Source organism: Microbacterium sp. EF45047, assembly GCF_028472845.1.
Lineage (GTDB): Bacteria > Actinomycetota > Actinomycetes > Actinomycetales > Microbacteriaceae > Microbacterium > Microbacterium neungamense.
In genome coordinates this window covers 1,799,367-1,813,990 of the sequence record NZ_CP069429.1, presented here as the reverse complement: position 1 = coordinate 1,813,990, position 14,624 = coordinate 1,799,367, and the positions used below count along the sequence as shown (strand labels likewise).

The 14,624-nt window shown below is 71.5% G+C and carries 12 protein-coding genes; 9 read left to right on the top strand and 3 right to left on the bottom strand.

Annotated elements, in window-relative coordinates; genetic code table 11:
• Window positions 1-5 precede the first annotated feature (5 nt).
• Entirely contained in the window at window positions 6-989 is a 984-nt protein-coding gene (locus JRG78_RS08795) for a hypothetical protein (protein ID WP_259606326.1), read from the bottom strand.
• A gap of 306 nt (window positions 990-1,295) precedes the next feature.
• Here JRG78_RS08795 and JRG78_RS08790 point away from each other — a divergent pair, with 306 nt between their 5' ends.
• The 9 genes from JRG78_RS08790 (at window position 1,296) to JRG78_RS08750 (ending at window position 11,880) form a co-directional block, all read left to right on the top strand.
• Window positions 1,296-2,408 carry a mannose-1-phosphate guanylyltransferase gene (locus JRG78_RS08790; RefSeq protein ID WP_259606325.1) on the top strand — a complete coding sequence of 371 codons (1,113 nt, stop codon included), beginning with the start codon at window positions 1,296-1,298 and terminating at the stop codon, window positions 2,406-2,408.
• A gap of 150 nt (window positions 2,409-2,558) precedes the next feature.
• On the top strand, window positions 2,559-3,656 hold the full coding sequence (locus tag JRG78_RS08785; RefSeq protein ID WP_259606324.1) for a BMP family lipoprotein: 1,098 nt from the start codon (window positions 2,559-2,561) through the stop codon (window positions 3,654-3,656).
• Window positions 3,657-3,759: 103 nt separating this feature from the next.
• Window positions 3,760-5,268, top strand: a complete 1,509-nt coding sequence (locus JRG78_RS08780; protein WP_259606323.1) for an ABC transporter ATP-binding protein — start codon at window positions 3,760-3,762, stop codon at window positions 5,266-5,268.
• A complete protein-coding gene (locus JRG78_RS08775) occupies window positions 5,265-6,536 on the top strand; it encodes an ABC transporter permease (protein ID WP_259606322.1) in 1,272 nt (423 codons plus the stop codon). The genes JRG78_RS08780 and JRG78_RS08775 overlap by 4 nt, the downstream gene beginning before the upstream one ends.
• Complete coding sequence (locus tag JRG78_RS08770; RefSeq protein ID WP_259606321.1) at window positions 6,533-7,813, top strand: ABC transporter permease; 1,281 nt, start codon at window positions 6,533-6,535, stop codon at window positions 7,811-7,813. The genes JRG78_RS08775 and JRG78_RS08770 overlap by 4 nt, the downstream gene beginning before the upstream one ends.
• 52 nt (window positions 7,814-7,865) lie before the next feature.
• Window positions 7,866-8,264, top strand: a complete 399-nt coding sequence (locus tag JRG78_RS08765; protein ID WP_259606320.1) for a cytidine deaminase — start codon at window positions 7,866-7,868, stop codon at window positions 8,262-8,264.
• A complete protein-coding gene (locus JRG78_RS08760) occupies window positions 8,261-9,559 on the top strand; it encodes a thymidine phosphorylase (protein ID WP_259606319.1) in 1,299 nt (432 codons plus the stop codon). The genes JRG78_RS08765 and JRG78_RS08760 overlap by 4 nt, the downstream gene beginning before the upstream one ends.
• Before the next feature lie 12 nt (window positions 9,560-9,571).
• Window positions 9,572-10,687 carry an adenosine deaminase gene (locus JRG78_RS08755; RefSeq protein WP_259606318.1) on the top strand — a complete coding sequence of 372 codons (1,116 nt, stop codon included), beginning with the start codon at window positions 9,572-9,574 and terminating at the stop codon, window positions 10,685-10,687.
• Window positions 10,688-10,899: 212 nt separating this feature from the next.
• A complete protein-coding gene (locus JRG78_RS08750) occupies window positions 10,900-11,880 on the top strand; it encodes a hypothetical protein (RefSeq protein ID WP_272653301.1) in 981 nt (326 codons plus the stop codon).
• Window positions 11,881-12,089: 209 nt separating this feature from the next.
• On the opposite strand, the gene JRG78_RS08745 is transcribed toward JRG78_RS08750, so the two are convergent.
• Together JRG78_RS08745 and JRG78_RS08740 are read right to left on the bottom strand one after the other, a co-directional pair.
• Entirely contained in the window at window positions 12,090-13,760 is a 1,671-nt protein-coding gene (locus JRG78_RS08745) for a phospho-sugar mutase (RefSeq protein ID WP_272653300.1), read from the bottom strand.
• On the bottom strand, window positions 13,757-14,590 hold the full coding sequence (locus JRG78_RS08740) for a purine-nucleoside phosphorylase (RefSeq protein WP_259606315.1): 834 nt from the start codon (window positions 14,588-14,590) through the stop codon (window positions 13,757-13,759). The genes JRG78_RS08745 and JRG78_RS08740 overlap by 4 nt, the downstream gene beginning before the upstream one ends.
• Between the last annotated feature and the right edge of the window lie 34 nt (window positions 14,591-14,624).

The following is a 14,624-nucleotide window of genomic DNA, read 5'->3' as shown; positions in this document are numbered from 1 at the left end:
GCAGGTCAGGGGCACGCGGTCCAACCGTGTCGTTGCAGCGCTGCCCGGACCATTGCGACAGCACGCGGATGCTCGCCGCGGATGTGCGACGAGGTCACCCTGACCACCTCATACCCCAGTGCCGCGTATGCGGTGTACTTGTCGATGTCGCGAACCCACTGGGTGCGCGACGTGCGGTGGTGGTCGCCTTCGACCTCGACGACGACCCCGTACTCCGGGTACACGACCTCGGACACTCCGACCAGGCGGCCGTCCCCATCACGGATCTCGACATCCAGCGCCGCCTCCGGGAGCCCACCGGCCACGGCATCCAGCCGGTACTCCGTCTCCAGCGGTGAGGCACTGCCCACCCGAATCGCCTCCAGTGCCGCGCGCAGCCTCGAGACGCCGGCCCGTGGCCCGGCGCCCGCCGCGGCCCTCAGCTGCTCGACGGTGGCGAGAGCCAGCTCCGGATGCGGCTCGCCGAACTCGTCCCGAGGGATCCTTACGATCGCATCCCCCAGCACGACGAGCTGGCGAACCGTCAGCTCCCGTGCAAGCATCGCCCAGGTCGAGGCTGGACTGGCGACGCGAAGTCCGCGCACATTCCGGATGCTCGCCAGCTCGGGGTTGACCTTGCGTGCCTTGATTCCTGGCCGCCGCGGCGCGCGGTGCGGTGCGAACACGCAGACGTGCAGTTCGTCGTCGTGCTCGACCGGCAGCTCATAGATCGCCGCCGCGGAGAGTCCCGCGACGAACGCATGCGGGGACATGATGGGCTGAAAGCTGCGCGCCATCCGCTCGACGCGTCGGCGCTGCGCTCGGTCGCGCGCGAAGGGGCGATCGTCGGATTCGATGGCCTCTTCGGCATCCGACCTTTCGCGCGTCCCCCGGAATCGCCGGCGGAGGTCCTTCGCGCGCAGCCGCGCAGCAGGAACGCCCAACGCTCGGGCATCCGACACGGAGAATGCGGGACCGAGCGCCTCTGGCAGTGCCCTTCTCTTCGTCATGTCCCGAGCATCGCGCCGGTTGCCCACCGTACGGACCGGAGATCCCGGGCTGTGGGGATAACCCGCCCCGGGCCCCGTTCTGTGGATTCTCACCCCGCCGCGCATCTGGGAGACACAATGTGGCGCGTTCCGACAGTCGAGCAGGCTGGAACCCTCGCCACGGGACACAATGTGGCGCGCCGGATGGGCGCGCGGGGCCGGCACCCTCGCCACGGGACACAATGTGGCAGGAAGGGCAGGAAGGTGAGGTCGGGCGGACCGCGCCCTCGCCGCGGGCACGGGGAGCGGGTTGGGTAGCCTGGGGGCATGCCGATCATCGAGGACTTCTACGCCGTCATCCCCGCGGGCGGCATCGGGAGCAGGCTGTGGCCGCTCTCGCGCGCGGACGCCCCGAAGTTCCTGCACGATCTGACCGGATCGGGGCACTCGCTGCTGCGGGACACCTGGGACCGGCTCGAGCCGCTGGCCGGCCACGACCGCATCGCCGTCGTCACCGGGCGCGCCCACCGCGCCGCGGTGGAGGCCGAGCTGCCCGGCATCCCGGATCGCAACGTGTTCCTGGAGTCCGAGCCGCGCGAGTCGGCCGCCGCCATCGGGCTCGCCGCGGCGATCCTGCACCGGCGCGAGCCGGACGTCATCATCGGGTCCTTCAGCGCCGACCACGTCATCCGCGGCACGCAGGTGTTCGAATGGGCGGTGCAGCAGGCGGTCCAGGTCGCCCGCGAGGGCTACATCGTCACCATCGGCATCCCGCCCACCGAGCCGTCGGTCGGGTTCGGCTACATCAAGAAGGCCGGCGAGATCGTCGTCCCGGGCGCCCCCGAGGCGGCGCTCGTGGAGCGCTTCGTGGAGAAGCCCGACCTGGAGACCGCGCAGGAGTACATCGCCGACCGCAGCTACCTGTGGAACGCGGGCATGTTCATCGCGAAGGCGAGCGTGCTGCTCGACGAGCTCGCCGCGACCGAGCCGGAGCTGCACGCCGGTCTCCTCGAGCTCGCCGAGGCGTGGGACGACCGCGACCGCCGCGGCCCCGTCGTCGACCGGGTGTGGCCCAAGCTGAAGAAGATCGCGATCGACTACGCGGTCGCCGAACCTGCCGCCGAGCGGGGCCGGCTCGCCGTCATCCCGGGCCACTTCGACTGGGACGACGTCGGCGACTTCGCGTCCCTGACGAAGCTCATCACGCACGGCCGCAAGAACGACCTCGCCGTGCTCGGGCCCAAGGCGCGGGTGCTGACGGATGCCGCGAGCGGCATCCTCGTGAGCCAGACCTCCCGGGTGATCAGCCTCGTCGGCGTGCAGGACATCGTCGTCGTCGACACCGAGGATGCTCTGCTGGTGACCACCGTGCAGCACGCGCAGCGGGTCAAGGGCGTGGTCGAATCGCTCAAGCTCACCGGCCGCGGAGACGTCCTCTAGTCGGCGCGCTCCAACCGGAGCGCGCGGGCAGCATTGCAGGTTTGTAACCTTTCGCCAGCACACTCCGGGAGAGGATGCGAGCGCGCTGAAACACTGGGTAACTTTGAGCGATCCGCGACATCCGCGGCATCCGTCTCAGGGGAGGCAACAGTGCCCATCTCTTCCACCAAGAAGCTGCTGGGGGCGACGATCGCCGCCGGCGTCATCCTCTCGCTCACCGGCTGCGGCCAGGCTCCGACCGAGTCCGGCGGCGACGGCGGCGGCGAGGCCGCACCCGACTTCCTGCCGTGCATCGTGTCCGACGAGGGCGGCTTCGACGACAAGTCGTTCAACCAGCTCTCCTTCGAGGGCGCGTCGAAGGCGGCCGAGGAGCTCGGCGTCGAGCTCAAGGACGTCCAGTCCAACGCCGAGACCGAGTACGGTCCGAACATCACCAATCTGGTGGACGAGGGCTGCGACGCCATCGTCTCGGTGGGCTTCGCGCTCTCGGCGGCCACGGTCGAGGCGGCCTCGGCGAACCCCGATGTCGACTTCATCCTCGTCGACGACGCCGCCGACAACGACTTCGACGGTGAGAAGGACGCCGAGAACGTCAAGCCGCTGCTCTACGACACCGCGCAGGCGGCGTTCCTGGCGGGCTACCTGTCCGCGGGCTACTCCAAGACCGGCAAGGTCGGCACGTTCGGCGGCCGCGAGTTCCCGACCGTGACCATCTTCATGGACGGCTTCAAGCAGGGCGTCGACCACTACAACAAGGAGAAGGGCGCGAACGTCCAGGTCGTCGGCTGGGACGGCACGACCGGCTCGTTCACCGGCGGCTTCGAGGCCAACCAGGACGCCAAGCAGGTCGCGGTCAACATCCTCGACCAGGGCGTCGACGTGATCCTCCCCGTCGGCGGGCCGATCTACCAGTCCGCTCAGCAGGCGATCAAGGAGTCCGGCAAGGACATCGCCCTGATCGGCGCGGACGCCGACCTGTTCGTCACCGACCCCAGCACGGAGGACATCGTGCTGACGTCGGTGCTGAAGGCGATGGACCTGTCCACCTACCAGGCGGTCCTCTCCAGCGGCAAGGACGAGTTCGACCCGGAGGCCTACATCGGCACCCTGGAGAACGAGGGCGTCGGCATCGCGCCGCTGCACAACTTCGAGGACAAGGTCGACCCGGCCCTGATGGAGGAGGTCGAGGCGCTCAAGCAGGCGATCATCGACGGCGAGGTCACCGTCACCTCGTACCTCGCCGAGTGACGACCCCGTGACACCGAGGAGGCCGGCTCATGTCGGCCTCCTCGGTTCGTTTCCGCCGGGGCGCCCGAAAGGCGCCGGCATCCGTCTGAATAGGATCGACCACATGAAGCTTGAACTGCGCGGCATAACGAAGAGGTTCGGCGCGCTGACGGCCAACGACCACATCGATCTCACCGTCGAGCCGGGCGAGATCCACTGCCTGCTCGGGGAGAACGGCGCGGGGAAGTCGACGCTGATGAACGTCCTCTACGGGCTCTATCAGGCCGACGAGGGGGAGATCCTCCTCGACGGCGTCGTGCAGCACTTCACCGGCCCCGGGGACGCGATGGCCGCCGGCATCGGCATGGTGCACCAGCACTTCATGCTCATCCCCGTCTTCACCGTCGCCGAGAACGTCATGCTCGGTCACGAGCAGACCACCTTCGGCGGCCGCCTCGACATCGCCGCGGCGCGGACCCGGGTGCGCGAGATCTCGGAGCGCTTCGGCTTCGACGTGGACCCGGATGCCGTCGTCGAGGACCTCCCGGTGGGGGTGCAGCAGCGGGTGGAGATCATCAAGGCGCTCTCGCGCGACGCGGAGGTGCTGGTCTTCGACGAGCCGACCGCCGTGCTCACCCCGCAGGAGACCGACGAGCTGATGGCGACGATGCGGCAGCTCAAGGAACAGGGCGCCTCGATCGTGTTCATCACCCACAAGCTGCGCGAGGTCCGCGAGGTCGCCGACCGGATCACCGTCGTGCGCCTGGGCAAGGTCGTCGGCGAGGCCTCGCCGACGGCGTCCAACGCGGAGCTGGCCTCGCTGATGGTCGGCCGCGCGGTGGAGCTGACCGTGCACAAGGAGCCCCCGCGGCTGCGCGACGAGTCCCTCGTCGTGGAGGGCCTCACCGTCACCGACCAGGCGGGCACCGTGCTCGTCGACGACGTCTCCTTCGAGGTGCGCGGCGGGGAGGTCCTGGCCATCGCGGGCGTGCAGGGCAACGGGCAGACCGAGCTGACCGAGGCGATCGTCGGCTTGCAGCCGCGGGTGCGCGGCAGCATCCGCCTGAACGGCCACGAGCTGGTCGGGCGCAGCGTCCGTGAGATCCTCGACGCCGGCGTCGGGTTCGTGCCCGAGGACCGCAGCGTCGACGGCCTGGTGAAGGAGTTCTCGATCGCCGAGAACCTGATGCTCGACCGCTCCCACGGCGGCGAGTTCGTCTCGGCCGGCACGATCCGCCGAGGTGCTCTCGACGAGTTCGCGCGCGAGAAGATCCGCGAGTTCGACATCCGCACGCAGGGTCCGGCGCAGTCCGCCGGGCGTCTCTCCGGCGGCAACCAGCAGAAGGTCGTGCTGGCGCGCGAGCTCAGCCGCGACCTGTCGCTGTTCGTGGCGGCCCAGCCCACCCGCGGCGTCGACGTCGGCTCGATCGAGTTCATCCACAAGCGCATCGTCGAGACGCGGGATGCCGGGATCCCGGTGATCGTGATCTCCACGGAGCTCGACGAGGTCAGCGCGCTCGCGGACCGCATCCTCGTGATGTACCGCGGCCGCGTCGTCGGCATCGTGCCCGGCGACACCCCGCGGGACCAGCTGGGCCTGATGATGGCCGGCATGAAGGGAGAGGGCGAATGAGCAGCGCTGACACCCGGGCACCGCTGGCCGAGCCGGAGACCCCGGTGGCGCCGTCCCGCTGGCGCGTCGCCTTCCAGAGGATCGTCACCGGCAGCGGCATCATCTCGGTGCTGGCGGTCCTGCTCGCCGTCATCGTCGGCTCGATCATGATCGCGGCCACGAACGAGGACGTGCAGACAGCCGCCGGCTACTTCTTCGCCCGGCCAGGCGACACGTTCGCCGCGATCTGGTCCGCCGTCTCCGGCGCGTACGCGGCCCTGTTCCGCGGCGCCGTCTACAACTTCAACGCCGACGACGTCCTCACCGGCCTGCGCCCGCTCACCGAGACGCTCAAGTTCGCCACGCCGCTGATCGCCGCCGGCCTCGGCGTCGGCCTGGCGTTCCGGGCCGGGCTGTTCAACATCGGCGGCCAGGGTCAGATGCTCATGGCCGCCGCCGCGGGCGGCTACGTCGCCACGATGATCGACCTGCCCTTCCCGCTGCACCTGATCGCCGCCGTCGTCGCGGGCATGGCCGCCGCGGCGATCTGGGCGGGCATCGCGGGGCTGCTGAAGGCGAGGACCGGCGCGCACGAGGTGATCACGACGATCATGCTCAACCACATCGCCGTCTACCTGCTGGCCTGGATGCTGGCCACCCAGGGCGTCTTGCAGGCGCCGGGCTCGAGCAACCCGAAGACCGCGCCGATGCCGGACTCCGCGGTGCTCCCGCTGCTGCTGGGGGAGCGCTACAAGCTGCACTTCGGCCTGCTGATCGCGCTCGCCGCGGTCGCCTTCACGTGGTGGCTGCTCGAGCGCTCCGCGCTCGGGTTCCGTTTCCGCGCCGTCGGCGAGAACCCGGCGGCGGCCAGGGTCGCGGGCATCGACGTGGGCCGGATGTACTTCATCGTGATGCTGATCGCCGGAGCGCTGGTCGGCATCGCCGGGATCAGCCAGATCCTCGGCACCGAGACGAACGGCTTCGGCGGCGGCATCGACGCCGGCATCGGGTTCGACGCCATCACGGTGGCGCTGCTCGGCCGCTCCTCGCCGCTGGGCATCCTCGCCGCGGGGCTGCTCTTCGGCGCGTTCAAGACCGGCGGCTTCACGATGCAGTCCTCGCAGGGCATCCCGATCGAGATCGTGCTCGTGGTGCAATCCCTCATCGTGCTGTTCATCGCGGCGCCGCCGCTGGTGCGTGCGATGTTCGGCCTTCCGCAGCCGGGCCGGCCGTCGCGCCGGAAGACCCGCGCGGCGGCATCGTCCACGAAGCAGGAGGTGCCGGCATGACCACCGCCGCGAACGTCGCCCCGCAGACCGAGGAGCACCGCACCATCGCGGTCGCGTCCTGGAAGGCCCCGATCATCTTCGGGATCTTCACCGTCCTGCTCGCGCTGCTGCCGGGCCTGGCACCGCGGGAGGGCGCGACCACCTTCCGCCTCACCTCCGGTGCCGCGTTCTTCACCGTGCCCGACGTCGTCGTGCCGGCCACGGCGACCGCCTGGATCGCGGTGGGCCTGCTCGCCGCCGCCACCGTGCTCGCGTTCTCGCTCGCGGCCGCGCGCCGCCGCATCCCGCTCTGGCTCGTGATCGGCTACGTCGCCGTGCTGCTGATCGGGTTCCTGGCCTGGGCGGCCGCGGGTAGCACCCTGCCGATGATCGGTCTGCTGGGCGGCGCGCTCGCCCTGGCGACGCCGCTCATCTTCGGGGCGCTGGGCGGCGTGATCGGCGAGCGGGCGGGTGTGGTCAACATCGCCATCGAGGCACAATTGCTGGCCGGCGCCTTCGCAGCGGCGATCGCCGGATCGCTGGCGGGCACGCCGTGGGCCGGGCTGGTCGCCGCGATGGCGGCGGGTGTGCTGGTCGCGCTCGTGCTCGGGCTGTTCACGATCACCTACTACGTCGACCAGGTCATCGTCGGCGTGGTGCTCAACGTGCTCGTGATCGGCCTGACCACCTTCCTGTTCCGGCAGGTGCTCGCGCCGAACACCGAGGCGTTGAACAGCCCGCCCACCTTCGACGCGGTGGCGATCCCCGTGCTCAGCGAGATCCCGGTGATCGGGCCGATCCTGTTCCGCCAGTCGTTCATCGTGTACCTGATGTTCTTCGTGGTGGCGCTGGTCTGGTACGGCCTGTACCGGACCCGCTGGGGCCTCCGGCTCCGCGCCGTCGGCGAGCATCCGCAGGCGGCCGACACGGTCGGCATCAAGGTGTTGGCGACGCGCTACCGGGCGATCCTGCTCGCCGGCGCGGTGGCCGGGCTCGGCGGCGCGTTCTACACGCTCGTGGCCGTGCCGCGGTTCAACCAGGAGATGACCGCGGGCGCCGGCTTCATCGCCCTCGCGGCGGTCATCTTCGGGAAGTGGGATCCGATCCGGGCGACCCTGGCGGCGCTGCTGTTCGGCTTCGCGACGAATCTGCAGGGTGTGCTGTCGGTGATCGGTTCGCCGGTGCCGAGCCAGTTCATGCTCATGCTGCCGTACGTCGTGACGATCTTCGCGGTGGCCGGACTCGTCGGGCGCTCCCGCCCGCCGGCGGCCGACGGCGAGCCGTACATCAAGGCATAGGCGTCACGTGCGCGGGGATGCGCGCCGCGGGCGTCGGAGTGGAGGAGAGACGGTGACCGACATCGACTGGGACGAGCTGCGCCAGGTCGCGACCGAGGCCATGCGGAAGGCGTACGCGCCGTACTCCCGCTACAAGGTGGGGGCCGCGGCGCTCGTCGGCGACGGGCGCATCGTCGCCGGATGCAACGTGGAGAACGCCTCCTACGGGGTGACGCTGTGCGCGGAGTGCGCCCTGGTCGGCGACCTGCACATGTCCGGCGGCGGCCGCCTGGTCGCCTTCGTCTGCGTGAACGGGGACGGGGAGACGATCATGCCGTGCGGACGGTGCCGGCAGCTGCTGTTCGAGCACGCCATGCCCGGGATGCTGCTGGAGACCGTCTCCGGCATCCGCACCATCGACGAAGTCCTGCCCGACGCCTTCGGGCCCCGCGATCTGGAGGAGGCACGATGACGGTCGAGCCCTTCGACGCGGTCGATGTCATCCGCGCCAAGCGCGACGGCGGCGTCGTCCCCGAGCCGGCGCTGCGCTGGATGGTGGACGCCTACACCCGCGGCTACGTGTCCGACGCGCAGATGGCCTCCTTCGCGATGGCGGTCTACCAGCGCGGGATGGAGCGCGAGGAGATCCGCGTGCTCACCGACGCCATGATCGCCTCCGGGGAGCGGATGGACTTCGCCGGCCTCGGCAAGCCCACCGTCGACAAGCACTCCACCGGCGGGGTGGGCGACAAGATCACCCTGCCGCTGGCGCCGCTCGTGGCCGTGTTCGGGGTGGCGGTGCCGCAGCTGTCGGGGCGGGGTCTCGGCCACACCGGCGGCACGCTCGACAAGCTGGAGTCCATCCCCGGCTGGCGCGCGGCGCTGTCGAACGAGGAGATGTTCGCCCAGATGAAGGGCGAGGTCGGCGCGGTGATCTGCGCCGCCGGTTCCGGGCTGGCGCCCGCCGACAAGAAGCTGTACGCCCTCCGCGACGTCACCGGCACGGTGGAGTCGATCCCGCTGATCGCCTCCAGCATCATGTCGAAGAAGATCGCGGAGGGCACCGACGCCCTGGTGCTGGACGTGAAGTTCGGCTCGGGGGCGTTCATGCAGGACATCGACCGGGCGCGCGAGCTCGCGCGCACCATGGTCGCCCTCGGCACCGACTCGGGCGTGTCCACCACCGCCCTGCTCACCGACATGAACGTGCCGCTCGGCCGCGCCATCGGCAACGCCAACGAGGTGCGCGAGTCGGTGGAGATCCTCGCCGGGGGAGGCCCCGCCGACGTGCGGGAGCTCACCCTCGCGCTCGCCCGGGAGATGCTCGCCCTCGCCGGGCAGCCGGATGCCGACGTCGAGGCCGCCCTGGACGACGGCCGCGCCATGGACCGCTGGAAGGCGATGATCCGCGCGCAGGACGGCGACCCGGACGCGCCCCTGCCCGTCGCCCGTGAGACCCACGTCGTCACCGCGGAGGCGGACGGCGTCGTCGGCCGCATGGACGCCCTGCCGTTCGGCATCGCCGCCTGGCGTCTGGGCGCCGGACGCGCCCGCGCCGAAGACCCCGTGGTGCACGCGGCCGGCATCGACCTGCACGTCAGACCCGGCGACGCCGTCGCCGCGGGCCAGCCGCTGTTCACGCTCTCCGCCGACGACGAGGCCCGGTTCGCCCGCGCGCTCGAGGCACTGGACGGCGCCTACGCGATCGGCGCCGAGGCGCCCGAGCGGGGACCGATCGTGCGCGAGCGCATCACCGCCGACAGCTGAGAAGAGGACAGGATGACCATGGACCGCAACGCCGACGTCCGCGTGCAGGGCATGTCGCTGCGCCGCCTGCCGAAGGTGTCGCTGCACGACCACCTCGACGGGGCGGTGCGCCCGGAGACGATCCTGGAGCTCGCCGACGCGCAGGGCGTGGCGGCGCCGGCATCCGACCCGAAGGCGCTGCGCCGCTGGTTCGCCGAGCGCAGCGCCGCCGGGTCCCTCGTCGAGTACCTGAAGACCTTCGACCTGACCACCGCGGTGATGCAGACCGAGGAGGCGCTCACCCGCGTCGCCCGCGAGTTCGTCACCGACCTCGCCGCCGACGGCGTCATCTACGGCGAGGTGCGCTGGGCGCCCGAGCTGCACGTCGGCGGCGGTCTCACCCCGGCGCAGGCCGTGGAGGCCGTGCAGCGCGGCATCGAGGAGGGGGAGGACGAGGCGGATGCGGCGGGCCGCAGCATCCGGGTCGGGCAGATCCTCTCCGCGATGCGGCACGCCGACCGGGCCCGCGAGATCGCCGAGCTCGCGGTGTCCTTCCGGGAGCGCGGGGTGGTCGGCTTCGACGTCGCCGGGCCGGAGGACGGCTACCCGGCATCCCGACTGCGGGACGTGTTCGACTACCTCGCCGGCGAGTTCCTGCCGGTCACCGTGCACGCCGGCGAGGCCGCGGGCCTGGCATCCATCCGCTCCGCGCTCATCGACGGCCGCGCGCTGAGGCTCGGCCACGGGGTGCGCATCGCCGAGGACCTGCAGGTGGTCGACCGTGAGGGCGACGAGGTGCAGGTGCAGTTCGGCGATGTGGCGCGCTGGGTGCGCGACCGGGAGATCCCGCTGGAGCTGTCGCCGTCCTCGAACTTGCAGACCGGAGCCATCGCACAGTGGGGCGCCGAGCTCGCCGACCACCCGTTCGACCTGCTCTACCAGCTCGGCTTCGCGGTCACGGTGAACGTCGACAACCGCACCGTGAGCGGCACCTCCCTCACCCGCGAGCTGGCCCTGCTCGTCGACGCCTTCGGCTACGACCTCGACGACCTGGAGGCGTTCCAGTTCAACGCGGCCGCCGCCGCGTTCCTCCCCGTCGAGGAGCGCGAGGAGCTCGTCGAGATGATCGCCGAGGGCTTCGAGCGCTGACCCCTCCCGCGCCCCTTCTCCCGTCGTATTTCTCCCGTCGTCTTCCCCCTTCGTCTTGTCGGGTTTGGGGCGGATTCTCACGTTCGGGGCGGCGCAGCACCGCCCCGAACGTGAGAATCCGCCCCGAACGGGAGGTGAGGTCCTCCTCCACATCGGCGGGGTCTGCCCGGGTTGTGCACATCAGGGGGTTCTCGCGCAGGCGACGAGGACGGATGCCGGATGCTGGTCGGATGCTGTACGTGCCGGCACTTCTTCGCGGAACCGATCTGGGCGCCGTCCGTCGCCGGGCGGCCGCATACCGCTCGTCCGCCGTGGACGGCGACCTGGTGCGCGTCCGGCCCGGCGTGTACGCCCGCGACGAGGAGTGGCGGCGCGCCCGGCCCGAAGGGCGCGTCGTCGCACGGGCGCGCGCCCTGATCATGGGGGCATCCGCCGAGCCGGTGCTGTCGCACGAAACGGCGGCGGCCGTGCACGGGTTCCCGCTGTTCCGGCCGCATGCGACCAAGGTCCACGTCAGCCTCGAGCCGTGCCGGCCGGGCGCGGCGCGGGGGACCATCCGGCACAGGGCACAGCTGCGGGACGAGGACATCGTCATCGTGGACGGCCTCCGCGTCACCTCGATGGTCCGCACGGTCGCCGATGTCGCCCGCACCGCATCCTTCGAGCAGGCGGTCGTGGTCGCGGACGCGGCTCTGCGGCGGGTCGCGGGGGAGCGCCCCGATCGGTACGACGAGGTCCGCGCCGCGGAATTCCGGCGCGAGGTGATGTCCGTGGCGGAGCGCTCTGCGCACGGTGTCGCGCGGGCATCGAGGGTGCTGGCGTTCGCCGACGGGCGCGCACAGCTCCCCGGCGAGAGCATCAGCCGCATCCGCCTGACGGAACTCGGTTTCCGCGGCATCTCCTTGCAGCTGCCGGTGCCGGGTCCGCACGGCGAGTCGTACCTCGTGGACTTCGCGGTCGGGGAGGGGCGCGCCGGCTGGCTCGGCGAGTTCGACGGCCGGATCAAGTACGCCGACGCCGACCTGCGCAGCGGACGGTCCGTCGAGAGCGTCGTCGACGACGAGAAGCGCCGCGAGGACTGGATCCGCGGCGTCCGGCAGCAGCCGATGGCGCGGTGGGGGTGGCCGCACATCGACACCGCGGACCTGCTCGGCGCACGGCTGCGCGCCTTCGGCATCCGTCCGCCCCGCTGATCACCCTCGTTCCCCGACCTCTCCCTCATCCCCCGGGCCCTCTTCCCTCGAGTTGGGGGCGGATTCTCGCACTCGGGGCGGCGCAGAACCGCCCCGAACGCGAAAATCCGCCCCAAACCCGGAAAGGTGGGGAAGGTGGGGAAGGTGGGGAGGTGGGGAGGTGGGGAAGGTGGGGAGGTGGGGGAACGGGGGTGGGGGAGGACGCGGGGTCAGGCGCGATCGGCGAGGAGGGCGCGGACGGCGGCCTCGAGCTCGGCGACGGCGGCGCGCGCCGCCTCGGCCGACTCGCCGCGGGCGTCGATGTACACCTTCAGCTTCGGCTCGGTGCCGCTCGGGCGCACGATGACGCGCGACCCGTCGGCCAGGCGGTAGCGCAGCACATCGCCCGCGGGCATCCCGCCGTCCACCGCGAAGGCGAGATCCTCGGCGGATGCCACGGCGCGGTCGCCGAAGGATGCCGGCGCCTGGGCGCGCAGCGAGGCCATCGCTCCCGAGATCACCGACAGGTCGTCGACGCGGATGGAGACCTGCCCGCTCGCGAAGTGCCCGATCTGAGCGCTCAGCTCCTCCAGCAGCCCGCTGATCGTCGTGCCGCGCACGCGCGCATCGGCCGCGAGGCCGAGCATGGCCACGGCCGCGGAGATGCCGTCCTTGTCGCGCACGGTCTGCGGGTTGACGAGATAGCCGAGCGCCTCCTCGTACCCGAAGACCATCCCCGGCGCCCGCGAGATCCACTTGAAGCCGGTCAGCGTCTCGTGGAAGTCCAGACCGTACCGTTCCGCGATCGCACCCAGCCCGGGCGAGGACACCAGCGAGCACGCCAGCGAGGCCCCCTCGGTGTCCTGCGCGGCCCGGGCGGCGCGCCAGCCCAGCAGCAGACCGACCTCGTTGCCGGTGAGCCGGCGCCAGCCGCCCTCCGCATCCGGATCGGGCACGGCGACGGCGAGGCGGTCGGCGTCGGGGTCGTTCGCGAGCACGAACTCGGCATCCACCGCGCGGGCACGGGCGAAGGCGAGGTCCATCGCCCCCGGCTCCTCCGGGTTGGGGAAGGCCACCGTCCGGAACGTCGGGTCGGGGTCGCGCTGCTCCTCCACGATCCGCGGCGCCGGGTAGCCGGCGCTCTTCAGCACGCGGGAGAACGTCTCCCAGCCGACGCCGTGCATGGCGGTGTACACCCAGCGCATCTCCTGCACCCCGTACGGGGCCGGCGCCACGGCGGCGGTCGCCGCCACGTACGCGTCGACGACCTCCTCGGAGGCGATCTCGTAGGCGTCCGAGCGCGGCAGCAGCCCGATGTCCCCGGCATCCGCCACCCGCTGGATGTGTCCGGCGATCTCGGCATCCGCCGGCGCCACGATCTGCGACCCCTGGTCCGCGCCGCCGAGGTACACCTTGTACCCGTTGTCGTCCGGCGGGTTGTGACTGGCGGTCACCATCACCCCGGCATCCGCGCCAAGGTGGCGCACCGCGAACGCGAGCACCGGGGTGGGCAGCAAGCGCGGCAGCAGGATGGCGCGCAGCCCGGCCCCGGCGAACAGCTCGGCGGAGTCCAGGGCGAAGCGCCGGGAGTTGCGGCGGCCGTCGTAGCCGACCACCACGGTCGGCCGCGCACCCGCCGACCGCGCCAGCAGGTAGGAGGCGAAACCGGCCGCCGCCTGCGCGACGAGCACCCGGTTCATCCGGTTGCTGCCGGCACCGAGCGCCCCTCGCAGCCCCGCGGTGCCGAACGCCAGCCGCGACCCGAACCGGTCGTCCAGCTCGGCCAGCGAAGCGGTGTCGCCGCCGGCGGCGCGCGTGATCAGGCCGGCCAGTTCGTCCCGGGTCTCGGGGTCGGGGTCCTGCCGCAGCCAGGCGCGGGCCTGGGTCAGTCGGTCGCTCACAGCGCCTCGATCACTCGGGCGAGCAGGGCCGAGATCACCGGCTCCGCCTCGCGTCCGGCTTCGATCACCTCGGCGTGGCTGAGCGGCGTCTGCTGGATGCCCGCGGCGAGGTTGGTGATCAGCGAGAAGCCGAGGACCTCCATGCCCGCCTCGCGGGCAGCGATGGCTTCGAGCGCGGTGGACATGCCGACGATGTGGCCGCCGATCGCCTTCGCCATCTGCACCTCGGCGGGCGTCTCGTAGTGCGGCCCGCGGAACTGGGTGTACACGCCCTCGTCGAGGGTGGGGTCGACCGAGCGGGCGATGTCGCGCAGGCGCTTCGCGTACAGGTCGGTGAGGTCGATGAAGGTGGCGCCCTCGAGCGGGGAGTCGGCGGTGAGGTTGATGTGGTCGCTGATCAGCACCGGCTGGCCGGGCTTCCACGTCTCGCGGATGCCGCCGGCGCCGTTGGTGAGCACCATGATCTTCGACCCCGTGGCGGCGGCGGTGCGGACGGAGTGCACGACCCGGCGGACCCCGTGGCCCTCGTAGTAGTGCGTGCGCGCGCCGATCACGAGCACGTTCTTCCCCTGCGGGGTGCGGATGCTGCGGAGGGTGCCGACATGCCCCTCGAGGGCGGGCTTGGAGAACCCGGTCACCTCGGTGGCGGGGATCGTGGCGACGGTCTCGCCGATCAGCTCGGCCGCCTTGCCCCAGCCCGACCCGAGGGTGAGGGCGATGTCGTGATGCTCGACCCCGGTCAGCCGCGCGATGTCCGCGGCGGCCTCGGCGGCGACCACGAAGGGGTTCGCGCTCGCGTCGTCCAGGGGGTTCGTGGATGTCTCAGGCATGAGTCCACTCTATGAACGTGCAGGCTCCGCGGCC

Bases quoted from the DNA above. Each gene is read 5' to 3' on its own strand.
- JRG78_RS08795 (WP_259606326.1), bottom strand. From the start codon at position 989: ATGACGAAGAGAAGGGCACTGCCAGAGGCGCTCGGTCCCGCATTCTCC.
- JRG78_RS08790 (WP_259606325.1), top strand. From the start codon at position 1,296: ATGCCGATCATCGAGGACTTCTACGCCGTCATCCCCGCGGGCGGCATC.
- JRG78_RS08780 (WP_259606323.1), top strand. From the start codon at position 3,760: ATGAAGCTTGAACTGCGCGGCATAACGAAGAGGTTCGGCGCGCTGACG.
- JRG78_RS08775 (WP_259606322.1), top strand. From the start codon at position 5,265: ATGAGCAGCGCTGACACCCGGGCACCGCTGGCCGAGCCGGAGACCCCG.
- JRG78_RS08770 (WP_259606321.1), top strand. From the start codon at position 6,533: ATGACCACCGCCGCGAACGTCGCCCCGCAGACCGAGGAGCACCGCACC.
- JRG78_RS08760 (WP_259606319.1), top strand. From the start codon at position 8,261: ATGACGGTCGAGCCCTTCGACGCGGTCGATGTCATCCGCGCCAAGCGC.
- JRG78_RS08755 (WP_259606318.1), top strand. From the start codon at position 9,572: ATGACCATGGACCGCAACGCCGACGTCCGCGTGCAGGGCATGTCGCTG.
- JRG78_RS08750 (WP_272653301.1), top strand. From the start codon at position 10,900: ATGCCGGATGCTGGTCGGATGCTGTACGTGCCGGCACTTCTTCGCGGA.
- JRG78_RS08740 (WP_259606315.1), bottom strand. From the start codon at position 14,590: ATGCCTGAGACATCCACGAACCCCCTGGACGACGCGAGCGCGAACCCC.